The 23,590-nt window shown below is 51.9% G+C and carries 22 protein-coding genes, 1 tRNA gene and 1 pseudogene; 17 read left to right on the top strand and 7 right to left on the bottom strand.

Annotated features, from left to right (window positions below; translation table 11 throughout):
- The first annotated feature begins 254 nt into the window (after positions 1-254).
- The 9 genes from yeiP (at position 255) to yejF (ending at position 11,274) form a co-directional block, all read left to right on the top strand.
- On the top strand, positions 255-827 hold the full coding sequence (gene yeiP, locus ACH0WD_RS14280; RefSeq protein ID WP_001136822.1) for an elongation factor P-like protein YeiP: 573 nt from the start codon (positions 255-257) through the stop codon (positions 825-827).
- A gap of 211 nt (positions 828-1,038) precedes the next feature.
- Positions 1,039-2,025 (top strand): GTP-binding protein, encoded by a 987-nt coding sequence (locus tag ACH0WD_RS14275; protein ID WP_000169353.1) that lies wholly within the window; start codon positions 1,039-1,041, stop codon positions 2,023-2,025.
- A gap of 29 nt (positions 2,026-2,054) precedes the next feature.
- Positions 2,055-2,774, top strand: a complete 720-nt coding sequence (locus tag ACH0WD_RS14270; RefSeq protein WP_000178091.1) for a phosphatase PAP2 family protein — start codon at positions 2,055-2,057, stop codon at positions 2,772-2,774.
- A 413-nt stretch (positions 2,775-3,187) separates the two neighbouring features.
- Complete coding sequence (mepS, locus tag ACH0WD_RS14265) at positions 3,188-3,760, top strand: bifunctional murein DD-endopeptidase/murein LD-carboxypeptidase (protein ID WP_000241015.1); 573 nt, start codon at positions 3,188-3,190, stop codon at positions 3,758-3,760.
- Positions 3,761-4,085: 325 nt separating this feature from the next.
- Positions 4,086-5,642: a cyclic di-GMP phosphodiesterase gene (locus ACH0WD_RS14260; protein ID WP_000957763.1), complete on the top strand. Its 1,557-nt coding sequence runs from the start codon at positions 4,086-4,088 to the stop codon at positions 5,640-5,642.
- A 106-nt stretch (positions 5,643-5,748) separates the two neighbouring features.
- Positions 5,749-7,554 carry an extracellular solute-binding protein gene (locus tag ACH0WD_RS14255; protein ID WP_000561743.1) on the top strand — a complete coding sequence of 602 codons (1,806 nt, stop codon included), beginning with the start codon at positions 5,749-5,751 and terminating at the stop codon, positions 7,552-7,554.
- 9 nt (positions 7,555-7,563) lie between these two features.
- Entirely contained in the window at positions 7,564-8,658 is a 1,095-nt protein-coding gene (locus ACH0WD_RS14250; RefSeq protein ID WP_000501623.1) for a microcin C ABC transporter permease YejB, read from the top strand.
- On the top strand, positions 8,658-9,683 hold the full coding sequence (locus tag ACH0WD_RS14245) for an ABC transporter permease (protein ID WP_001137754.1): 1,026 nt from the start codon (positions 8,658-8,660) through the stop codon (positions 9,681-9,683). The genes ACH0WD_RS14250 and ACH0WD_RS14245 overlap by 1 nt, the downstream gene beginning before the upstream one ends.
- A 1-nt stretch (position 9,684) precedes the next feature.
- Positions 9,685-11,274: a microcin C ABC transporter ATP-binding protein YejF gene (gene yejF, locus ACH0WD_RS14240; RefSeq protein ID WP_000203619.1), complete on the top strand. Its 1,590-nt coding sequence runs from the start codon at positions 9,685-9,687 to the stop codon at positions 11,272-11,274.
- Positions 11,275-11,277: 3 nt separating this feature from the next.
- On the opposite strand, the gene ACH0WD_RS14235 is transcribed toward yejF, so the two are convergent.
- The 3 genes from ACH0WD_RS14235 to rsuA form a co-directional block, all read right to left on the bottom strand.
- Entirely contained in the window at positions 11,278-11,622 is a 345-nt protein-coding gene (locus tag ACH0WD_RS14235; protein WP_001094639.1) for a YejG family protein, read from the bottom strand.
- Between the two features lie 390 nt (positions 11,623-12,012).
- Entirely contained in the window at positions 12,013-13,203 is a 1,191-nt protein-coding gene (locus ACH0WD_RS14230) for a Bcr/CflA family multidrug efflux MFS transporter (protein ID WP_000213348.1), read from the bottom strand.
- Between the two features lie 27 nt (positions 13,204-13,230).
- Positions 13,231-13,926: a 16S rRNA pseudouridine(516) synthase RsuA gene (gene rsuA, locus ACH0WD_RS14225; protein ID WP_001234836.1), complete on the bottom strand. Its 696-nt coding sequence runs from the start codon at positions 13,924-13,926 to the stop codon at positions 13,231-13,233.
- Between the two features lie 151 nt (positions 13,927-14,077).
- Between rsuA and ACH0WD_RS14220 the strand changes: the two genes are divergently transcribed.
- Together ACH0WD_RS14220 and rplY are read left to right on the top strand one after the other, a co-directional pair.
- Positions 14,078-15,838: a DEAD/DEAH box helicase gene (locus ACH0WD_RS14220; RefSeq protein ID WP_000578126.1), complete on the top strand. Its 1,761-nt coding sequence runs from the start codon at positions 14,078-14,080 to the stop codon at positions 15,836-15,838.
- A 124-nt stretch (positions 15,839-15,962) separates the two neighbouring features.
- Positions 15,963-16,247 carry a 50S ribosomal protein L25 gene (gene rplY, locus ACH0WD_RS14215; RefSeq protein ID WP_000494192.1) on the top strand — a complete coding sequence of 95 codons (285 nt, stop codon included), beginning with the start codon at positions 15,963-15,965 and terminating at the stop codon, positions 16,245-16,247.
- Between the two features lie 108 nt (positions 16,248-16,355).
- Here the strand turns inward: rplY and ACH0WD_RS14210 are convergent, their stop codons facing one another.
- On the bottom strand, positions 16,356-16,976 hold the full coding sequence (locus ACH0WD_RS14210; RefSeq protein WP_000033435.1) for a hypothetical protein: 621 nt from the start codon (positions 16,974-16,976) through the stop codon (positions 16,356-16,358).
- A 27-nt stretch (positions 16,977-17,003) separates the two neighbouring features.
- Positions 17,004-18,011 carry a nucleoid-associated protein YejK gene (yejK, locus tag ACH0WD_RS14205; RefSeq protein WP_000050806.1) on the bottom strand — a complete coding sequence of 336 codons (1,008 nt, stop codon included), beginning with the start codon at positions 18,009-18,011 and terminating at the stop codon, positions 17,004-17,006.
- Positions 18,012-18,190: 179 nt separating this feature from the next.
- Here yejK and ACH0WD_RS14200 point away from each other — a divergent pair, with 179 nt between their 5' ends.
- The 5 genes and pseudogenes from ACH0WD_RS14200 to ACH0WD_RS14180 all read left to right on the top strand — a co-directional run bounded on the left by ACH0WD_RS14200 (position 18,191) and on the right by ACH0WD_RS14180 (position 20,557).
- A complete protein-coding gene (locus ACH0WD_RS14200) occupies positions 18,191-18,418 on the top strand; it encodes a YejL family protein (protein WP_001135904.1) in 228 nt (75 codons plus the stop codon).
- A 31-nt stretch (positions 18,419-18,449) separates the two neighbouring features.
- Positions 18,450-20,210 carry an LPS biosynthesis-modulating metalloenzyme YejM gene (gene yejM / locus ACH0WD_RS14195; RefSeq protein WP_000256147.1) on the top strand — a complete coding sequence of 587 codons (1,761 nt, stop codon included), beginning with the start codon at positions 18,450-18,452 and terminating at the stop codon, positions 20,208-20,210.
- Between the two features lie 73 nt (positions 20,211-20,283).
- Positions 20,284-20,360, top strand: a tRNA-Pro gene (locus tag ACH0WD_RS14190).
- A pseudogene (locus tag ACH0WD_RS14185) lies at positions 20,316-20,408 on the top strand (hypothetical protein); the annotation flags it as partial. The gene ACH0WD_RS14190 and the pseudogene ACH0WD_RS14185, both read left to right, overlap by 45 nt.
- A complete protein-coding gene (locus ACH0WD_RS14180; protein WP_001110926.1) occupies positions 20,402-20,557 on the top strand; it encodes a hypothetical protein in 156 nt (51 codons plus the stop codon). The pseudogene ACH0WD_RS14185 and the gene ACH0WD_RS14180, both read left to right, overlap by 7 nt.
- 184 nt (positions 20,558-20,741) lie before the next feature.
- On the opposite strand, the gene pagL is transcribed toward ACH0WD_RS14180, so the two are convergent.
- Positions 20,742-21,305 carry a lipid A 3-O-deacylase PagL gene (gene pagL, locus ACH0WD_RS14175; protein WP_000281870.1) on the bottom strand — a complete coding sequence of 188 codons (564 nt, stop codon included), beginning with the start codon at positions 21,303-21,305 and terminating at the stop codon, positions 20,742-20,744.
- An 818-nt stretch (positions 21,306-22,123) separates the two neighbouring features.
- On the opposite strand from pagL, the gene narP reads away from it, so the two are divergent.
- Positions 22,124-22,771 (top strand): nitrate/nitrite response regulator protein NarP, encoded by a 648-nt coding sequence (gene narP / locus ACH0WD_RS14170; RefSeq protein ID WP_001115500.1) that lies wholly within the window; start codon positions 22,124-22,126, stop codon positions 22,769-22,771.
- A 43-nt stretch (positions 22,772-22,814) separates the two neighbouring features.
- Here the strand turns inward: narP and ACH0WD_RS14165 are convergent.
- Positions 22,815-23,590 (bottom strand): cytochrome c-type biogenesis protein CcmH (locus ACH0WD_RS14165; RefSeq protein ID WP_109183567.1); only part of this gene is annotated, 776 nt, incomplete at its 5' end.

Raw genomic sequence — 23,590 nt, 5'->3', positions numbered from 1 at the left:
TGTGGACGTCATCATGATCAGTCCTGCCCTCAGACATTCCGAAGACAAGGCTGGAAACAGAAGGGACAACACAGCACACTTCCCCCCTCCGGGCGACATGCCATCGCGTATTCTCGTTGAACGCGGAGCGGAAAGCGGGCGAACAGTATCACCTTTTTTGCACCAGCTAAAGTGACAATTCCACTTGCCTGGACGGCCCGGCGCGAGTAGTTTTACGCGATATTTTAGATAATCTCTACAACAGGATCTCCTCGATGCCAAGAGCGAACGAAATCAAAAAAGGTATGGTACTGAACTACAACGGCAAATTGCTGATTGTGAAAGATATCGACATTCAGTCACCTACCGCCCGTGGCGCCGCCACACTGTATAAAATGCGTTTTTCCGATGTCCGCACCGGTCTGAAAGTGGAAGAACGTTTCAAAGGCGACGATATCGTTGATACCGTCACCCTGAGCCGTCGCGGCGTTGACTTTTCTTATGTCGATGGCAACGAATATGTGTTCATGGATAAAGAAGACTATACGCCGTATACCTTCACCAAAGATCAGATTGAAGAAGAGTTGCTGTTTATGCCTGAAGGCGGAATGCCGGATATGCAGGTTCTGACCTGGGACGGCCAACTGCTGGCGCTAGAGCTTCCGCAGACCGTGGATCTGGAAATCGTCGAAACCGCGCCGGGTATTAAAGGAGCGTCCGCCAGCGCACGTAACAAACCCGCGACATTAAGCACCGGTCTGGTGATTCAGGTTCCCGAATACCTGAGCGCAGGTGAGAAAATCCGCATTCATATCGAAGAGCGCCGTTATATGGGGCGCGCGGATTAAGTTTCGCATTTTTCGGCTGCGCCCCAGGGCGCAGCCTGACCCTTTTCTTTATTGACTGTTCTGCGCCCGGAAAGAGAAACGTTAAAAATTTAACATTTTCTGCTCTTAAGATGGCAGAAGCACGACTTCGTCAACTCAGCGCTTCTCTTTTTCACGTTTATTCGCCAGGATTATTAAAGTTGTTATGTTGTATCAATATTCTGGAGCTGACGTGACCAAAACCAATCTTATTACTGGATTTCTCGGTAGCGGAAAAACCACCTCTATCCTTCATTTATTAGCCCATAAAGATCCGGCTGAAAAGTGGGCCGTCCTGGTCAATGAATTTGGCGAAGTGGGTATTGACGGCGCGCTGCTTGCCGACAGCGGCGCACTGCTAAAAGAGATCCCCGGCGGCTGCATGTGCTGCGTCAACGGATTGCCTATGCAGGTGGGGCTCAACACGCTGCTGCGCCAGGGCAAACCTGACCGGTTGCTGATTGAACCAACCGGACTGGGACACCCAAAACAGATTCTGGATTTATTAACTGCGCCGGTTTATGAGCCGTGGATTGATTTACGCGCCACGCTCTGCATCCTGGACCCTCGCCTGCTACTGGACCAACAGAGCGTCGCCAATGAAAATTTCCGCGATCAGCTCGCCTCAGCCGATATTATCATCGCCAATAAGACCGATCGCGCCACGGCGCAGAGCGATGCCGCCCTGCAACAGTGGTGGCGACAGTACGGCGGCGATCGTCAACTGATTCATGCCGAACATGGACAGATAGACGGTAAGCTTCTGGATTTACCGCGACAAAATCTGGCGGAACTGCCGGCCAGCGCCGCGCATTCTCACACTCATACCAGTAAAAAAGGACTCGCCGCGCTAAATCTGCCCGCCCAGCAGCGCTGGCGACGCAGCCTCAATAGCGGACAAGGTCATCAGGCCTGCGGCTGGATTTTCGATGCCGATACCGTGTTTGACACCATTGGCCTACTCGAATGGGCTCGTCTGGCGCCGGTGGGCCGGGTGAAAGGCGTTATGCGCATACAAGAGGGGCTGGTACGCATCAATCGCCAGGGCGATGACCTGCACATCGAAACACAGAGTGTCGCGCCGCCGGATAGCCGGGTTGAACTTATCTCAAACACAGAAACCGACTGGAATACGTTACAGACGGCCTTGTTGAAGCTTCGTTTAGCGACGCACGCGTAAGGTTGCCACCGTTTAAAAACTATGGCGAAATGACGATGAAAACCCGCTATTCCTTGATAATTCTGCTTAATGCCGCCGGTCTGGCGCTGTTTTTGTCATGGTATCTTCCCGTCAATCACGGCTTCTGGTTCACCATTGATTCCGGCATATTCCACTTCTTTAACCAGAAACTGGTGGAAAGCCACGCGTTCCTCTGGTGGGTCGCTATTACCAATAATCGGGCGTTTGACGGCTGTTCGCTGCTGGCGATGGGCGGACTGATGCTCAGTTTCTGGCTAAAAGAAGACGCGTCGGGCCGGCGGCGCATTGTGATAATCGGATTGGTCATGCTGCTAACAGCGGTGGTGCTTAACCAACTCGGTCAGGCGCTGATCCCCGTCAAGCGCGCCAGCCCAACGCTCTCTTTTGAGCATATTTATCGCGTCAGCGAGTTGCTGCACATCCCGACAAAAGACGCGTCAAAAGACAGTTTCCCAGGCGATCACGGTATGATGCTGCTGATATTTTCCGCCTTTATGCTGCGTTATTTCGGCAAAACGGCGGGGATTATCGCCCTTATTATATTTGTGGTTTTCGCGTTTCCGCGCGTTATGATTGGCGCTCACTGGTTCACCGATATTGTGGTCGGGTCGCTCACGGTTATTTTGATTGGCCTCCCCTGGTGGCTGATGACCCCGCTCAGCGACCGAGCGATAGCGCTTTTTGAGAATTATCTTCCGGGCGGAAATAAACAAATTTTAAACAAATAATCCATGTAATTAACATTACCTTCAGCGATAGTTTTACATCGTTGAAGGTAATTTATGATGATATTTCCCCAGCCCATCATTTTTCGATCATATTATTCCTCTGCAAAATGAACAGGTTGCACGATTTTTAAACGATTTGCGCTTAATTTGACCCGTGCTGATAGCTCACTTTTCGTATCATAAATTCTTATAAAAAATCACGCGAAATCGCTCGCAATGACAGCAACAATCGGGTAATCTCAAACTCGTTTTGCCTCGCCAGATAATTATTCTCATTGCGAATAAATTTGTGCGTTCCGCCACAGATTTGTGCACAAAGAATTGTCTCAAGCTGTGCAGGTAATTAGTCTCATCACGTTTGGCATTTTTATAACGATATTTATCGTTAAGGACTTCAAGGGAAAACAAACAACATGGTCAAATCTCAACCGATTTTGAGATATATTTTGCGCGGGATTCCTGCGATTGCAGTTGCGGTTCTGCTTTCTGCTTGTAGCACAACCACCAATACCGCAAAGAATATGCATTCTGAGACGCATGCTGTGGGCAATAGCGATAGCTCTTCACTGCAAGCCTCTCAGGATGAATTTGAAAATATGGTGCGTAACCTCGACGTTAAGTCGCGGATTATGGATCAGTATGCTGACTGGAAAGGCGTGCGTTACCGCCTGGGCGGCAGCACTAAGAAAGGCGTCGACTGTTCCAGCTTTGTACAGCGCACCTTCCGTGAACAGTTTGGTTTAGAGCTTCCGCGTTCAACCTATGAACAGCAGGAAATGGGCAAAGCAGTTTCACGCAATAACCTGCGTACGGGCGATCTGGTTCTGTTCCGCGCCGGTTCCACTGGTCGCCATGTCGGTATTTATATCGGCAATAACCAGTTTGTCCATGCGTCTACCAGTAGCGGCGTCATTATCTCCAGTATGAACGAACCGTACTGGAAAAAACGCTACAATGAAGCGCGTCGAGTTCTGAGCCGCAGTTAATCTTCATCAGGCAGCACCTCCCTTGGCTTACCTGATGAGACGGCATAAAAAGCACTGCTTCGGCAGTGCTTTTGCTTATTATCCCTTCTGAACCCGTTTTACCGAATAGCGACGTGTCGCCTCTTATCCAGCCTACAACACACGAACATAGGCCTGATAAACATAGCGCCATCAGACATTCAGGTCGTTTCCGCCAACGACTACTGCGACAATACGCTTTCCTGCGCATCACAGAAAAGCATGACTATCCGGGGTAATCCAGGCTATAGTCTTATAAATCAACCAGTTTAACCGGCATCCGCCTTTTCAGGTCACACCAGGAATTATGCTAACACGCGACTCCTCTTCCGGTCGGAAAATCCTGCTTACCTGTATCATTACGGGGATGGCGGCAGCATTACTTATTGGTAGCCTGCAATTTTTCCTGTCGTGGCATAAACGGGATGTTAAATACAATACGCTCCTTTCTGATGTACAACATTACCTGGCCAGCTATTTCGCCGACCTGAAAGCCACCACCGATATTCTTCAACCGTTGACGATCAACACCTGTCAGCAGGTTGGCGCAGAACTCACCTCAAGAGCCGCTTTTAGCCTTAATGTCCGCGCCTTCTTATTGATTAAAGATAAAAAAGTGTTCTGCTCTTCCGCCACTGGCGCCATGAATATGCCGCTTCAGCAATTGGTGCCGGATATAGATATCCGCAAAGACGTTGCTATGGCGATTCTGCCCGGCACGCCAATGATGCCCAACAAACCGACAATGGTGATTTGGTATCGGAACCCATTACTAAATGACAGCGGCGTATTCACATCGCTGAATATTAACCTGACGCCCTACTTACTCTATACCACGCGCCAGGACGATTTTAACGGCATCGCGCTGATTGTCGGCAATACCGCGCTGTCGACCTTTTCTTCGCGTCTGCTGACCGTCGCGGAGCTGCCGGGCACGCCATCACGACAGGCAACTATCAACGGCCTGCCGCTTAAAATACAGCTTTATGCCGATAGCTGGACCTACAATGACTTGTGGTATGCGTTGATGCTGGGCTGCATTAGCGGCATCGTAGCAGGGTTTATCTGTTACTTTATCTATGCCCTCCGGACGCGACCGGGCAAAGAGATTTTAACGGCGATCAAACACGAGCAGTTTTATGTGGTTTATCAGCCCGTCGTCGATACTCGTACGCTAAGCGTCACCGGGCTTGAAGTCTTACTGCGCTGGCGTCACCCTACGGCAGGCGAGATTCCGCCGGATGCCTTTATCCACTATGCCGAAGCGCAGCAACTTATCGTACCGTTAACGCAGCATCTGTTCGAGCTGATCGCCCGCGACGCTCCCACGCTACAGAAGGTGATGCCCGTCGGTGCCAAATTTGGCATTAACATCGCGCCGGAACATCTGCACAGCGACAGTTTTAAAGAGGATATGCACCGGCTCAGGGACGCCCTGCCCGCGCACCATTTTCATATCGTGCTGGAAATCACTGAACGCGATATGCTCCAGCAGTATGAAGCGGCCAAACTGTTCGAATGGCTGCATTCCGCCGGGTTTGAAATCGCTATAGATGATTTCGGTACAGGCCATAGCGCCCTGATTTATCTGGAGCGATTTACTTTAGATTATCTGAAAATCGATCGCGGTTTTATCCAGGCGATCGGCACGGAAACCGTCACGTCTCCGGTTCTGGATACCGTGCTGACGCTCTCCAGACGCCTGAATATGCTGACAGTGGCCGAGGGCGTTGAAACGCCGGAGCAGGCCCGTTGGCTACGCGATCACGGTGTTAATTACTTGCAGGGGTACTGGATTAGCCGTCCTTTACCCCTAAAAGATTTCGTGCTGTGGATGTCGGCGCCTTCCGTGCCTGAATGGTAGTCCCCTTACGGTTTTAACGGATTCACATCAGACGCAACGTCACTTATTATTCAGCGAAACGCCTGCCGGTTTGCAGCGGGCAATACGATAAGGAAACCGCCTTCAGATGATTGCGCGCGTAATGCTTCTGCTTGTCGCACTGGTTAGCGCTGGCGCCCAGGCCCAGGAAATCAAAGAAAGCTACGCTTTCGCCGTACTCGGCGAACCTAAGTATGCTTTTAACTTTGATCACTTTGATTATGTGAATCCTGCTGCGCCGAAAGGCGGTCAGATGACGCTTTCCGCCATTGGTACGTTCGATAATTTCAATCGCTATTCGCTGCGCGGCAATCCCGGCGTACGTACCGAAGCCCTTTACGATACGCTTTTTACCACCTCGGATGATGAACCCGGAAGCTATTATCCGCTGATTGCCGACCATGCCCGCTATGCCGCCGACTATTCCTGGGTGGAAATCTCGATTAATCCCCGCGCTCGTTTTCACGATGGCACGCCCATTACCGCCCGCGATGTAGCCTTTACCTTTCATAAGTTTATGACCGAAGGCGTACCGCAGTTCCGTCTGGTCTATAAAGGTACTACCGTGAAGGCGATTGCGCCTTTAACCGTGCGAATTGAGCTGGCGAAGCCTGGTAAAGAAGACATGCTTAGTCTGTTTTCATTACCGATCATGCCCGAAAAATTCTGGAAAAATCACAAGCTCAGCGATCCGCTTTCAACGCCGCCCTTAGCCAGCGGCCCATACCGGATTACTCAGTGGAAAATGGGCCAGTACATTGTCTATTCACGCGTCAAAAACTACTGGGCGGCTAATCTGCCGGTCAATCGTGGACGTTTTAACCTCGACACTATCCGCTACGATTACTACCTTGATGACAATGTCGCTTTCGAGGCGTTTAAAGCGGGCGCATTTGATCTACGGCTGGAAAACGACGCTAAAAACTGGGCAACGCGCTATATCGGTAAAAATTTCGATAATCATTACATCATTAAAGAAGAACAGAAAAACGAGTCGGCGCAGGACACACGCTGGCTGGCCTTTAATATTCAGCGCCCGGTATTTAAAGACCGGCGGGTACGTGAAGCTGTCACCCTGGCCTTCGATTTTGAGTGGATGAATAAAGCGCTGTTCTATAATGCCTGGAGCCGAACCAACAGTTACTTCCAGAATACCGAGTACGCCGCCAGAAATTACCCTGACGCCGATGAGCTGGTATTACTCGCGCCGATGAAAAAAGATCTTCCTCCTGAAGTCTTCACTCAGATCTATCAGCCGCCGGTCTCTAACGGCGACGGCTACGATCGCGAAAATCTTCTTAAAGCTGACGCCTTGTTGACGCAGGCCGGATGGGTGATCAACGGACAGCAACGGGTCAATAGCGTCACCGGTAAGCCTCTGACGTTTGAACTTCTCCTTCCTGCCAGCAGTAATAGCCAGTGGGTTCTGCCCTTCCAGCATAATCTTCAGCGTCTGGGCATTACGATGACTATCCGTCAGGTTGATAATTCTCAGCTCACCAACCGGATGCGCAGCCGCGACTATGACATGATGCCGAGGCTATGGCGGGCGATGCCCTGGCCCAGCTCCGATCTACAAATCTCATGGGCGTCGGAATACATTGACTCCAGTTATAACGCTCCCGGCGTACAAAGCTCGGTGGTGGATAAACTGATCGCGCAAATTATCGCAGCGCAGGGTGATAAAGCGAAACTGGTGCCGCTGGGACGGGCGCTGGATCGCGTGCTGACCTGGAACTATTACATGCTGCCGATGTGGTATATGGCGCAAGACAGGCTCGCCTGGTGGGATAAATTCTCCCATCCGGCGATTCGCCCGGTATATACCATCGGGTTAGATACTTGGTGGTATGATGTCAACAAAGCCGCCAAGCTACCGGCAGCCAGGAGGTAGTAAGAATCAATGGGTGCCTATCTCATCCGCCGTCTGTTACTGGTGATCCCCACGCTATGGGCCATTATTACCATTAACTTTTTTATCGTGCAGATCGCTCCCGGCGGCCCTGTCGATCAGGCTATTGCCGCGATTGAATTTGGTCAGGGCGGCGCGTTGCCCGGCGCCAGCGGCGAAGGCGTTCGCGCCAGTCATGCGCAAACCGGCGTCGGCAATATCAGCGACAGCCATTATCGCGGCGGCCGGGGACTCGATCCGGAGGTGATCGCGGAGATCACCCATCGCTACGGCTTCGACAAACCGCTGCATGAGCGTTATTTCAAGATGCTACGGGACTATCTCTCTTTTGACTTCGGCGACAGTCTGTTTCGCAGCGCATCCGTACTGACGCTAATCAAAGACAGCCTTCCCGTCTCCATTACCCTGGGATTATGGAGCACGCTGATTATTTACCTGGTGTCTATCCCGCTGGGGATCCGCAAAGCCGTCCATAACGGCAGTCGCTTTGATGTGTGGAGCAGCGCGTTTATCATTATTGGTTATGCGATCCCCGCCTTTCTGTTCGCTATTTTATTAATCGTCTTTTTTGCCGGCGGCAGCTACTACGATATCTTTCCGCTACGTGGCCTGGTCTCCGCCAACTTTGACACGTTACCGTGGTACCAGAAAATCACCGATTATTTGTGGCATATTACGCTACCGGTGTTGGCGACCGTCATCGGCGGTTTTGCCGCCCTGACGATGCTGACGAAAAATTCGTTTCTCGACGAGGTGCGTAAACAGTATGTCGTTACCGCTCGCGCTAAAGGCGTGAGTGAAAAAAACATTCTCTGGAAACATGTTTTTCGTAACGCCATGCTGCTGGTGATCGCCGGGTTTCCCGCCACTTTTATCAGTATGTTTTTCACCGGCTCGTTGCTAATTGAAGTCATGTTCTCGCTCAACGGCCTGGGGCTGCTGGGTTATGAAGCAACCGTTTCGCGCGACTATCCGGTGATGTTCGGCACGCTTTATATCTTTACCCTGATTGGCTTATTACTGAATATCCTGAGCGATATCAGCTATACGCTGGTCGATCCACGCATTGATTTTGAGGGACGATAATGCCGCGATTAAGCCCGGTCAATCAGGCCCGCTGGGCGCGTTTCCGCCATAATCGCCGGGGCTATTGGTCACTATGGATTTTCCTGGTCATGTTCAGCCTGAGCTTATGTGCGGAACTGATTGCTAACGATAAGCCATTGCTGGTGCGCTATGAAGGCCAGTGGTATTTTCCGCTGGTAAAAAATTACAGCGAGCGCGATTTCGGCGGCCCGCTGGCGACAACGGCAGATTATCAGGACCCCTGGCTACAACGGCAGCTTGAGAATCGGGGCTGGGTGTTGTGGGCCCCCGTACGCTTTGGCGCCAATACCATTAATTTTGCCACCACGCAGCCTTTCCCCTCCCCGCCTTCGGCGAAAAACTGGCTGGGCACCGATGCGAATGGCGGCGACGTTTTCGCCCGCATCCTGTACGGCACCCGCATTTCTATTTTATTCGGCCTGATGTTAACAATTTGCTCCAGCGTCATGGGCGTACTGGCGGGCGCGCTACAGGGCTATTATGGCGGCAAAGTCGATTTATGGGGGCAACGTCTCATCGAAGTCTGGTCGGGGATGCCGACCCTGTTTCTGATTATTTTACTTTCCAGCGTAGTGCAGCCTAACTTCTGGTGGCTGCTGGCCATAACCGTACTGTTTGGCTGGATGAGTCTGGTGGGCGTGGTGCGCGCCGAGTTTTTACGGACCCGCAATTTTGACTATATCCGCGCCGCGCAGGCGCTTGGCGTCAGCGATCGTGACATTATCCTGCGCCATATGTTGCCTAATGCGATGGTCGCTACCCTGACATTTTTACCGTTCATTTTATGTAGCTCCATCACCACCCTGACGTCGCTGGATTTTCTGGGATTTGGTCTGCCGCTTGGCTCCCCTTCTCTCGGCGAACTTCTTTTACAGGGGAAAAACAACTTACAGGCTCCCTGGCTGGGGATCACCGCCTTTCTGTCTGTCGCCATTCTGCTATCGCTGCTGATTTTTATCGGCGAAGCGGTACGCGACGCCTTTGATCCTGCTAAGGCGGTATAAGATGACATCTCCATTGCTTGCGATTGAAAATTTATCGGTAGGTTTCCGTCAGCAACAGCACGTGCGCCCTGTCGTTAACGCCATTTCGTTACAGGTGAACGCCGGGGAAACGCTGGCGCTGGTCGGCGAGTCCGGGTCAGGAAAAAGCGTGACGGCGCTTTCCATTCTGCGTCTTTTGCCTACCCCTCCCGCCGTCTACCTCTCCGGCGATATTCGCTTTCACGGCGAATCATTGCTTCATGCCAGCGAGCAGACGCTACGCGGCGTGCGCGGCAATAAAATCGCCATGATTTTTCAGGAACCGATGGTTTCACTTAACCCGCTGCATACGCTGGAAAAACAGCTCTATGAAGTGCTGTCGCTCCATCGGGGAATGCGTCGGGAGGCGGCAAGGGCGGAGATGATCGGTTGTCTGGATCGGGTCGGTATCCGCCAGGCGAGCCAGCGTCTGCGCGATTATCCGCATCAGCTTTCCGGCGGCGAACGCCAGCGCGTCATGATAGCCATGGCGCTGTTAACACGGCCGGAATTACTGATCGCCGATGAGCCGACCACCGCCCTCGACGTCTCCGTACAGGCGCAGATTTTATCTCTACTGCGGGAACTCCAGCGCGAGCTCAATATGGGATTGCTGTTTATCACCCATAACCTCAGCATTGTAAAAAAACTGGCGGATTCAGTGGCGGTAATGCAACACGGCAAGTGCGTAGAGAACCAACGCGCCGACACGCTGCTCTCCGCGCCGACCCATCCGTACACGCAAAAACTACTCAACAGCGAACCCACAGGCGATCCGGTTCCGCTCCCCGCCGGGCAGACGCCGTTGCTGGAAGTGGACAGGCTGCGCGTCGCCTTCCCGATCCGCAAAGGCATTCTGAAGCGCGTCGTGGATCATAATGTGGTGGTTAACAATATCAGTTTCACCCTGCATCCAGGCGAAACGCTGGGTCTGGTCGGCGAGTCAGGATCGGGAAAAAGCACCACCGGTCTGGCGCTGTTACGGCTTATCCGCTCCGAAGGCCGCATCGTATTTGACGGTCAATCGCTGGATACGTTAAACCGCCGCCAGCTTTTACCTGTTCGCCACCGTATCCAGGTCGTATTCCAGGATCCGAACTCATCGCTAAACCCGCGTTTAAACGTGTTGCAAATTATCGAAGAAGGCCTGCGCGTCCACCAGCCTACGCTTTCAGGCGCGCAGCGCGAACAGCAGGTGAAAGCGGTCATGATGGAAGTCGGCCTGGACCCGGAAACGCGGCATCGTTACCCCGCTGAGTTTTCCGGCGGCCAGCGTCAACGTATCGCCGTCGCCAGGGCGCTGATTTTAAAACCGTCGCTTATTATTCTGGATGAACCGACCTCATCGCTGGATAAAACCGTTCAGGCGCAGATTCTTGCCCTCCTGAAATCGCTCCAGCAAAAGCACCGTCTGGCCTATATCTTCATTAGCCACGATCTGCATGTAGTACGCGCGCTGTGCCATCAGGTTATCGTGCTGCGGCAGGGGGAGGTGGTTGAACAGGGGCAATGCGAGCGCGTGTTTACCGCACCGCAACAGGCCTATACGCGTCAGCTACTCGCGTTAAGCTGACGCCTAAAAAGGATTATTGTTAGAAAAAGGTTCCGCTATCGCCACGCCGAAATTTTTCAGCCGACAGGTGGCGGCAAACTCATCCTGACGATTAACGAACAGGCATGGCTCCCCTTCGCACTCCAGCACGGAGCAAGGAACTTCAATATCGCTTAGCGCCTGGCTGAGCTTATGCATCACTGACCACGCGCTATCGCCTGCCGGACTCAACAGTTTAAGCGCCACCAGACTATTCTCGGTGCTCTGCCCGTTTTGCGGAATCGGTTCAACCTTTGACCCCGCAAAACCCGCCGACCAGCGATAGTTTTGCGGCAGACGGTGAACAATTGAGAGCTGTAATGTATTCACTTTCTTTCCCCGGAAGCACAATTACTTCACAATTTACTTACATTTATATTAACACATCATTGACAACCCGTCCTTAAACAGATTGCTAACGCCCTTCTCTCCGTCAGTGGCTCTACCGCAAGCGGGAGTTAAAATAGTTTTACCGACGCGGAGATAGCGGCGGGCTATATGTACCCGTTTCTGCGATCTAACTCAACCTTTTTAACTACAATGATGTGACTTTTTACATAAATGGATTTTACATAAAATAAACATAAAGGAGGAAAATGATGAATTGGTAATTGATATACATCAACTATGAAAGTCGTTTGGCTTTGCCATCGTGTAGCGGATAGCGTCCCCCAACGCCGCCTGCGCATTCTTCGGCGCCATTGAGGGACAGCGCGCCCGTCACCGTTTTTTGGGACGGCTGGCGTAGAGATAAAACAGAATGGAACAGGCGGCGCAAATCGCAATCGACCAAATCATCGGCCACGCACTGGTAAAGGTAGCCAGCGACAGCAACGCGCCGACGATAGCGCCAATACCAAAGCGGAAAGTGCCCGCCAACGAAGACGCCGTTCCGGCCATATGCGGAAACTCATCCAAAATGACCGCCATCGCATTGGACGAAACCATCGACACACAGCCGACAAACGCCGCAACGCCGACCACCAGCGCCCAGAATCCAATGCCCATCAGCGCGCTGAAAACCATCCACACCGCCATCGCAAACTGAATCCATAGCCCGGCCCGAAACATGTTTAGCGCCCCTACCCGTCTGACAAAACGGCTGTTGATAATCGTCATCACAAACAGAAATACGATGTTCAACGCGAAGTAGTAGCCGAAATCCTGCGGCGGAACATGATTAATTTCGATATAGACAAACGGCCCCGCGCTCAGAAAAGAGAACATACCGGCAAAACTAAACCCGCTCGCCAGCATATAGCTCAGTACGCGTTTGTGGCGAAACAACGCCGCAAAGTTACCTATTGTGGTACGAATATGAAAAGGCTGACGCCGCTCAACGGGCAGCGTCTCTTTAATCAAAGCAAAGATCATGACTGACGCCAGAATCGCCGCAATGGCCAGTATCCAGAAGATATAGTGCCAGCTTAACCATACCAACACCCAGCCGCCGACAATGGGCGCCATTAACGGAGCTATCGTAGTGACCAGCATGACAAATGACATCATGCGCGAAAACTCTTCCTTTGGATAAATATCCCGCATCAGCGCATTGATGACGACGCTTGCCGCCGCGGCCGCTAAACCGTGGAAAAAACGCATCACGATCAGTTGATCGATAGTCTGCGCCAACGCACAGGCGACCGCCGCAGCGGCAAATACCAGCGTCCCGCCCAGGATGACCGGCTTACGCCCGAGGCTATCCGCCATCGGTCCATAGATAAGCTGCCCCAGCGCAAACCCCAGAATATAGGTGCTGAGCGTCATCTGCGCGCTACCGGCAGGCACGCCGAATTGCGCAGAAATCACCGGCAGCGCTGGAAGATACATATCAATCGACAGCGGCATTAACATGGCCAACAGGCCAAGGATAAAGACAATGGCAAAGGAAGAGTGCTGCCGGGTGGTCACATCGAACTCCTGAATTTAACGAGATAGTTAGCCGACGCTGGCGATTTCTTCTTCAGTCAACGGGCGGTACTCGCCGGGAGCCAGATTCTCATCCAGCGTAATGGCGCCAATCCGTTCGCGGTGCAGTTCCACAACGCGATTGCCTACTGCGGCAAACATCCGCTTCACCTGATGATAACGGCCTTCGCTGATGGTCAGACGGACCTGCACAGGCGTTATCACCTCCAGCGTAGCGGGTTTAGTGAGATCTTTTTCATTATGCAACTGCACGCCTTTCGCAAATTGCGCTGCCGTATCGTCGGCCACCGGCGACTCCAGGGTCACCAGATAGGTTTTTTCACAGTGATGGCGCGGCGACGTAATGCGGTGCGACCACTGACCGTCATCTGTCATTAACACCAGACCGGTAGTATCGATATCCAGACGTCCTGCGGCATGCAGCTTATACGCCACCGGCTCATCCAGGAAATACAGTACCGTTGGATGATCGGGATCATCGGTTGAACAAACGTATCCCTGCGGCTTGTTAAGCATAAAATAGCGTGGCCCGTGTTGCTGCGCTAAGGGATTGCCGTCATACGCAACCGCATGTTCCGGGAGCAGTTTGAAGGCCGCATTTTTAATGATGTCGCCATCGACGGTAACGCGGTTACCACGAATTTCACGCCCGGCAATAGCGCGGCTGACGCCAAGCTGCTGAGCGATAAATTTATCAAGTCGCATGTGTGTGATTTAGCCTGTAATAATACGGAAATCGGGCATTCTACCCGAAAAAAGGGAATTGCTATCCGCTCAGTATAGCGGGCTAACTATATCCCTCAAGGGAAATGATTCATGGCATACTATTCCCGGAACCGTTTAACGTAGTGAGACCATGATTTTTACACTCCGCCCCTACCAGCAAGAAGCCGTAGACGCCACGCTCAGCCACTTTCGCCGCCACCGTACGCCCGCCGTGATTGTTCTGCCGACCGGCGCAGGTAAAAGCCTGGTGATCGCCGAACTGGCGCGCGTCGCCCGCGGACGGGTACTGGTGCTGGCGCATGTGAAAGAGCTGGTCGCGCAGAACCACGCCAAATATTGCGCGCTGGGGCTGGAAGCGGATATTTTCGCCGCCGGACTCAAACGTAAAGAGAGTCAGGGCAAAGTCGTGTTCGGCAGCGTACAATCGGTGGCGCGTAATCTTGACGCCTTCCAGGAGGAGTTTTCGCTGTTGATTGTCGATGAATGCCACCGCATCGGTGACGATGAAGATAGTCAGTATCAGCAAATCCTCACTCACCTGAGTAAAGTTAATCCTCACTTACGTCTGCTTGGGCTCACCGCCACGCCCTTCCGCCTCGGAAAAGGCTGGATTTATCAATTTCATTATCACGGTATGGTGCGCGGCAACGACAACGCTCTGTTTCGCGACTGTATTTATGAACTGCCGCTGCGCTATATGATTAAACACGGCTATCTGACGCCGCCTGAGCGGCTTGATATGCCAGTGGTCCAATACGATTTCAGCCGCCTGCAGGCCCAAAGCAATGGGCTGTTCAGCGAAGCCGACCTGAACCGCGAGCTGAAAAAGCAGCAGCGGATTACGCCGCACATCATCAGCCAGATTATGGAATTTGCGCAAACGCGCAAAGGCGTGATGATTTTCGCCGCCACGGTCGAACATGCGAAAGAGATTGTCGGTCTGCTTCCGGTGGACGACGCGGCGCTGATTACCGGCGATACGCCAGGGCCCGAGCGCGACGCGCTGATTGATAATTTCAAGGCGCAGCGTTTTCGCTATCTGGTTAACGTCTCGGTGCTGACCACCGGCTTTGACGCCCCACACGTTGATCTCATCGCGATTCTACGTCCCACGGAGTCAGTTAGTCTTTACCAACAAATTGTCGGGCGTGGTCTGCGCCTTGCGCCGGGAAAGACCGATTGCCTGATTCTTGATTACGCTGGCAACCCGCACGACCTGTATGCCCCGGAGGTCGGTAGCCCGAAGGGAAAAAGCGATAACGTTCCTGTCCAGGTATTTTGCCCGGCCTGCGGCTTTGCCAACACCTTCTGGGGGAAAACCACTGCCGACGGCACGCTGATTGAACACTTTGGCCGTCGCTGCCAGGGCTGGTTTGACGATGACGATGGCCATCGCGAGCAGTGCGATTTTCGCTTTCGCTTCAAAAACTGCCCGCAGTGTAATGCCGAAAACGATATTGCCGCCCGACGCTGCCGGGAATGTGACGCTATTCTGGTCGACCCGGACGATATGTTAAAAGCGGCGCTCAGGCTCAAGGATGCGTTAGTCCTGCGCTGTAGCGGAATGACGATGCAGCATGGGCAGGATGAGAAAGGCGAATGGCTGAAAATCACTTACTATGACGAGGACGGCGCGGATGTCAGTGAGCGCTTCCGCTTGCACACGCCCGCCCAGCGTACCGCTTTCGAACAGCTATTTATTCGCCCGCATACGCGCACGCCCGGCGTTCCTTTACGCTGGATCACGGCGGCGGATATTGTCGCGCAGCAGGCGCTGTTGCGGCATCCCGATTTTGTGGTCGCGCGGATGAAAGGCCAGTACTGGCAGGTGCGTGAAAAAGTGTTCGACTATGAAGGCCGCTTCCGCCGGGCGCACGAATTACGTGGTTAATTGTACTTTTCATTGATGTAACGGCGATTTGAGTATAGAATCCCGCCCGCCTTTGCATACGCAAAGCAGATCACTTACCTGTTGCTGGGTCGCCTGTAGCAGGAATTATTAAAGAGAGATTTAAATGTTTACTATCAACGCAGAAGTACGTAAAGAGCAGGGTAAGGGTGCGAGCCGCCGCCTGCGCGCCGCTAACAAGTTCCCGGCAATCATCTACGGCGGTTCTGAAGCCCCGATTGCTATCGAACTGGACCACGACCAGGTGATGAACATGCAAGCTAAAGCTGAATTCTACAGCGAAGTTCTGACCCTCGTTGTTGACGGTAAAGAAGTAAAAGTTAAAGCTCAGGCTGTACAGCGTCACGCTTACAAACCGAAGCTGACTCACATCGACTTCGTTCGCGCGTAATCGCCTGGAAGTTGAAGAAAAACCCCGCCCCGGCGGGGTTTTTTTATGCGTTTAATTGAATTTGACGACATGCAGAGCAACGAGAACCCACTTTGCTTTTCTGCTTTCTTACACCTCGCCATATTCAATTAGCGCCTCCCCTAATCGAGGATCTGTAGTTTCCGCCGCGGTATTCATACCTTTAAGCCGATTGAATAATGCCCGTTGACGAACGCTGGCACTTTCCGGTTTCCATGGCAAAATTCGTATTGGTATCGTTTGCCCGTCATTCAACGCATCAAATACCTTTTCATTGGTCAGTAAGTCGCCGCAGCTCCATGTCTTGCTATCAAACTGAAAATCAAATAAGACATGGAGCTCCAGTTCATCTACACGCACTTGACGCTTTGCATTATCGATGCGTATTTCCACCTTCTCTTTATGCGTCAAAGTTGCATCAAGATTGAGTCCATACCGTTTCAACTGCCCCTTGTCGTAATAGTAACGTATGCTGGACCAGGTTGATTTAAAAGCAAATCCAGTAATGAATAAACCACTTAACAAGAACAGCGGGCATATGAACAAGCTCAGTAACCAGTTGGCGCCATAAGTATAAAACAGTACCAACGAGAGAACGGTGAACACCATGCCGAGCATCAACATCATCAAAAATGCGACAATGTGCGCATACAAAACCTGCCGAAATAAACTGAAATTAACAGGCGGCCTCTGACGTATTCCTTTACTCACTACGGCGTCCTTTTATGTCGTATGCCTTTATTTCCCGCCCGACGTGCGTCGCTGCAACTGGTCGCGCAGATTCGGCGGCGTCCCTTTGATAGTCAGGGTATCGGTCGCCGGGTCCCAGAAAATCCGCTCACCCAGCAGCATCGCATCAAAGTTAATCGTTAACCCACCGCCGCTGCCGGCATATTTGGTTAGCTGGCGCAGCGTACTGCGATCCGCCGGAAAGCTCTCTTCCAGCTCATAGCCTTTTTCGGCGGTAAATTCGCTGAAGCTGACTTCACTGACGCCGGAAAGCTCTTTAGACAGCGATTCCAGCTCAATCTCTTCCCCGGCTTGTAACTGCTCGTTGCAGTAGCTGTACACCTGCTGACGCACGTTCTGACGTTCCGCTTTATCCAACTGCGCTTCTGCGGTGAAATCATCCACTGCCTGCAACAGGCCGCGATTCTGCGCTTTGGCGTTCAACCCTTCGCTGGCGCCGAGGAAATCCATAAAGAAGTCAGCAACCTTGCGCCCTACCCGACCTTTCAGGAACGTCAGATAGCGGGTCGATTGCGGATTAGTTTCCCACTCGGTAAGATCGATACGCGCCACGATATCCGCATGGTTGATATCAAGATAATGCGTCGGGTTAATGTCCAGATTTTCATTGACCCGCATACTACTCAGGTTGTTCAGTACCGTAACCAGCAGATACTCCACCGCCAGGTAACGATAATGGCAGAACAATACAATGCCGCCGTCCGCAAAGGGATATTTCGCCAGTTCGTCACGCAGGCGTCCGGTCGCCGCCCGGCTAAAGGCAAGAAAATCTTCTTCCCCCTGACGTTGCAACCGCAGCGCTTGCGCCAGTTCACTCTCTTCATTAAACAGGCCATACGCCTTATTCTTGGCGCTATAGACCCGATGCAGTTCAGCCACCATCTCGACAACGGTGGTTGTCGGCTCCAGCAATGAATCGCGCAAGACCAGCTCAAGATTTTGCTCATCGCGCTTGATAAGCTGGTGCAGGGCAATCTGGTTGATATCCAGACTCATGATAAACTCTCCTTTAAGACCGGGCGGTATTCAACCACCGCCTGCCGGAAGACGCAAGCAATCGCCCTGTCATTTCAGGCGTTATCCGTAACGCGAATGATTTAGGGGATAAAAATGCAGAAAAAAAACTGTTGCTACGGTAATATGTTGCCCTTTCATGAACAAACAGATTTTGATTTATGCCACAACTCTCCCGCTATAGTGATGAACATGTTGAACAACTGCTGAGCGAACTGCTCAGTGTACTGGAAAAACATAAGGCGCCGACCGATCTTTCCCTGATGGTGCTGGGAAATATGGTCACCAACCTTATCAACACCAGCGTGGCGCCGGCTCAACGCCAGGCGATTGCGAACTCTTTTGCCCGCGCCTTGCAGTCTTCGATTAGCGAAGACAACGCGCACTAAAAAGCCGACTCCGGAGAAACAAGCGACAGGTATGGTAACTCATCGTCAGCGCTACCGTGAAAAAGTCTCCCAGATGGTTAGCTGGGGGCACTGGTTCGCTCTGTTCAATATACTGTTGGCTACGTTGCTCGGCAGCCGTTACCTGTTTGTCGCCGACTGGCCGACAACGCTTGCGGGTCGCATATACTCCTACCTGAGCATTGTCGGGCACTTTAGCTTTCTGGTGTTCGCCACCTATTTGCTTATTCTTTTTCCGCTCACGTTTATCGTGATGTCCCAGCGGCTGATGCGGTTTTTATCAGCCATTCTGGCGACCGCGGGTATGACGTTGTTGCTTATCGACAGCGAAGTCTTTACCCGTTTTCACCTGCATCTTAATCCCATTGTCTGGGAGCTGGTCATCAACCCTGACCAGAACGAAATAGCGCGCGACTGGCAGCTTATGTTTATTAGCGTGCCGGTTATCTTATTGATTGAGATGCTATTTGCGACATGGAGTTGGCAAAAGCTGCGCAGTCTCACGCGCCGTCGCCATTTCGCAAGGCCGCTTGCGGCATTCTTTTTCGTCTCCTTTATCGCATCGCATCTTATCTACATCTGGGCAGACGCTAATTTTTACCGGCCGATTACCATGCAGCGGGCAAACCTGCCGCTCTCTTATCCGATGACGGCGCGACGTTTTCTTGAAAAACACGGTCTGCTGGATGCGCAGGAATATCAGCGCCGTCTGGTAGAGCAAGGCAATCCGGAAGCGGTCTCCGTTCAGTACCCGCTCAGCAATTTGCACTATCGCGATATGGGCACCGGTCAGAATGTGCTGCTCATTACCGTAGACGGCCTGAACTATTCTCGCTTTGAGAAGCAGATGCCGGAGCTGGCTACATTTGCCGAGCAAAACATCGACTTCACCCGTCATATGAGTTCAGGGAATACCACTGATAACGGTATTTTCGGCCTGTTCTATGGCATATCGCCAGGCTATATGGATGGCGTGTTATCCACCAGAACCCCTGCGGCGCTCATTACCGCGTTGAATCAGCAAGGCTACCAACTGGGACTGTTTTCTTCGGATGGCTTCGCCAGCCCGCTTTACCGTCAGGCATTACTGTCCGATTTCTCGATGCCGACAGCGCAGACGCAGTCTGATGCGCAAACGGCCAGCCAGTGGATAGACTGGCTTGGACGCTACGCACAGGAAGATAACCGCTGGTTCTCATGGGTATCGTTTAACGGTACTAACATTGATGACAGTAATCAGAAGAATTTTGTTAAGCGTTACGCCAGCGCCGCCAGCGACGTGGATGCGCAAATCAATCGGGTTCTGAACGCGCTGCGAGAGGCCGGTAAATTCGACAATACCGTCGTGATCATTACCGCAGGACGCGGCATACCGTTGACGCCGGAAGAAAATCGCTTCGACTGGTCGCAAGGTCATCTGCAAGTACCGCTGGTGATCCACTGGCCGGGGACGCCTGCGCAGCGTATTAACGTGCTTACCGATCATACCGATGTGATGACCACGTTGATGCAACGCCTGTTACATGTCAGCACGCCAGCGAACGAATATTCACAGGGCCAGGACATCTTTACCGTTCCACGTCGTCATAACTGGGTAACGGCGGCAGACGGCAGTACGCTGGCAATCACGACGCCGCAAATGACCCTGGTGCTCAATAATAACGGTCATTATCAGACCTATGACTTACACGGCGAGAAGATCAAAGATCAGAAGCCGCAGCTCAGTCTGCTGCTGCAAGTGCTAACAGAAGAGAAACGTTTTATCGCTAACTGATTAATTATAAATCAGTTAGCACCGTTTTCCCTTGCATTCGAGTTGGAAAGAGGTAGTATTAGCACCCACAAGTCGGCACGTAGCGCAGCCTGGTAGCGCACCGTCATGGGGTGTCGGGGGTCGGAGGTTCAAATCCTCTCGTGCCGACCAAAATTCCCCTTAAAAACCAGCCTCTCAGGGCTGGTTTTTTTATGCCTGCAATTAAAAAGTTAGCTGATGCCAGAGGCGTTATTTTGCATGAACTGATTTTGCATGAGCTGATCGGCGTAAACCATGTTTGTACTAAAACAGAAAAAGCGCATCTACACCCTATGCTGGAAGAAATGTTTGCAGTGGCAGGTAAATGAGTAAGCAATCTGTCGCAGCAATAATAAAACGTTCTGGTAAGGTAAACGGCCTACCACTTCTTTGTCACTAACAATTAGCCTCCCTGTCGCCATAGGGTCGATAACGATCGGCTAGTCACAACACGTTTTTGTAGACGGTGATGATTACTCCTTCAGCCAGCAACTCGCTAATTGTTATTCAACTTCAGAAATTATAACTAATTGAAGCACCTACAAAATTATGCCCTGAATTTTTATCCGTGAGTGATCCATTCGAAAAATGCCGGATATAAGCTTCTGTAGAAAAAGCCCCAAAGTTCCAGCCAAGAAACGCTTTTTCTCCAAAGGTAAATGCAGAATTGACACGCATATCATCTCGCGACTTAGATTTTATATAAGCCCCCAGACCAATACCGGTATAGATACCAGCGAAATGAACCAGCGCCACATCCTTCGAGATACCCAATACGCCCTGGTTATATTTATTGCAGGGAACGCTGCCAGAATGTTTACTGCAATCATCGATACCCTTAGCCTTAAATCCTCCTAACTCCAGATTATTTCTTGCCTGTAAAAAGAAAAAATCGCTGGGTTCACTGTATGTCAGAAATGCCGTATATAAGTGCTCAACCCCTCCTCTTCTTATACTTTCTCCCGCAGCAAAAGAGATCTGATGCTTGTTGCCCTTGCCAAAAAAAACATTATCATTAGCAGAACATGCGAATGCACAAGGTAATAATATATATATAAATATTCTCTTCATATACACTCCACCACCATTTCAATGTCAATAGTTATTTTTAACCGGCTAACATATTTAAAATTTTCTACGCCACGCTTACGCTCACAGAAACGGCTGATATAGCATCCAGTATTAATATTATTTTCATAATTACTCCAACCAGCATTTTTGATGCAAACAGGCTGGACATGGACTGTGTGCAGAAATCAAAACATACTCACTACGCTTTCCCCTTGAGTCGCCCCAACGGGTGCTCAAAACGCCGCGAGTGTTGTTCAGGCACATCCAGGATAAGTTATAAGTGAATGACTCTCATTCCTGACCACATTTTCATTTATGATAAGAATATCGTCAGAATCTCTTTATCGCATAAAAATACCTCTGCTATTGACTTAATATTTAATTTAACAGATGTCGCGGTTTATTCGTTCTGCTCAGATGTATTTCATTGGCATTAATAAAACCATAAATAAATTCAATTAAAATAATTTGTTAATAATGAAAATCTTTAGACGCTATGACTTTTAATAAGGAATTTCCTGCCAGTAAAGATAGTCTGGACTTACGGGGGCAAGGGCGCAGCTACATATGCCACACTTCTGTTATGTCACATTGTCCGAAAAAAGCGTCCAGACCAGTATTCAACTTCAGGGAGTATTCTGTTTTCTCTCACAACGGGTTGTTTTATCCTTTCTATCGTTCAGCTAATGACTCGCCTGTCACAGGTTTTACTACTTACCCATGCACTAATTAGGGTAAAATTTACGCGCTTGACAATGTGGCAAATCTGGACGATTTCCGCGCTGAAAACAATAATCATTCTAATAAAACTCAGGAGATATAGCATGCCTGAAGTAACACCTTTTCAGGTGCTTATTGTGGACGACCATCCACTTATGCGGCGAGGTATTCGTCAATTACTGGAACTGGACCCGGCTTTTTATGTCGTTGCCGAAGCGGGTGACGGGGCGAGTGCGATCGATCTGGCGAATCGCATTGAGCCCGATCTGATCCTGCTGGATCTGAATATGAAAGGTCTGAGCGGGTTAGATACCCTGAACGCGCTACGCCGGGATGGTGTGACGGCGCAAATTATTATTCTTACCGTCTCGGATTCCGCCAGCGACATCTACGCGCTGATCGACGCCGGCGCCGACGGTTATCTGCTCAAAGATAGCGATCCGGAAGTGCTGCTGGAGGCCATTCGCAAAGGCGCTAACGGCGGTAAAGTCTTTAGCGATCGGGTCAATGAATATTTGCGTGAGCGCGAACGGTTTGGCGCGCAGGAAGATCCCTTTAGTATCCTGACCGAACGAGAGTTAGATGTCTTGCATGAGCTGGCGCAGGGGCTTTCTAACAAACAGATTGCGTCAGTACTGAATATTTCTGAGCAGACGGTTAAGGTGCACATTCGTAATCTACTTCGCAAGCTAAACGTGCGCTCGCGCGTCGCGGCGACCATTCTATTTTTACAAACACGCGGAATGCAGTAACAAGCCAGGCCCGATGGCGCCACGCCACCGGGCCGTCAGGGTCTTATTTCTCCTGCGCCAGCCGGATACTGCGCTCTATCACCGCCCGCCGGGCGTCACCCGCCGGCAACAGTTTCAGCATCATCTCCCAGGCCGCCACCGCCTCGCCGAAACGCTGCTGCTCAAAGGCGTTAAACGCATACAGGCTTAACACCCGGATATCCGTGTGGTCACGGCTCACCAGCCGGCGCAGCAGCTCCCCGCCGCGGCGGTTATCCTCCGGGTCGGACGAGCGCGTCAGCGCCTCCGCGTAGCCCAGCGCCGCATCGCTGTTTTTCGGGTCCAGACGGTAAGCGTTCGCATACGCCCCGGTGGCGGTACCGGCATTACCCAGTACCATACCGGTGCGCCCCAGCATGAGCCAGCCCTCAACATTGCCGGCATCATTCTGCAGGCGGGTACGCAGCCCCAGCGCCAGCCGCGCCATCTCCTCTTCATTCAGCGGCTGCGCCTGCGGGTCCAGCGCCCGCGCCAGCAGCCCCGGCGTCTGCGCCGTTGCCTGCTGCCAGGCCCTGACCTGCTGATAGCTGCCGGTCTGTGAGTAACTGATGGCGGCCACGACCAGCGCAATAACCACGCCCGGCACGTAAACGCCCCACCCGGCGCGCGCGCCGCAAACCGGAGTGTCCGCCGGCAGCGGCTCCCGGCGCAGGCGCACCCGCCGGCGCGTGCGGGCGACGATTATCCACCCGCCCGCCACGATGGCGGCCAGCGGCAGCACCCACAGCAGCACCGTCAGCGGGGTCAGCGGCGGGTCGTAGGTGACAAAGTTGCCGTAGC

Origin of the sequence: Salmonella sp. 2020_1395, from assembly GCF_043848115.1 — a bacterium.
Lineage (GTDB): Bacteria > Pseudomonadota > Gammaproteobacteria > Enterobacterales > Enterobacteriaceae > Salmonella > Salmonella enterica.
Note: the sequence above shows the minus strand (reverse complement) of the source record. Positions and strands in the feature narration are given on the sequence as shown.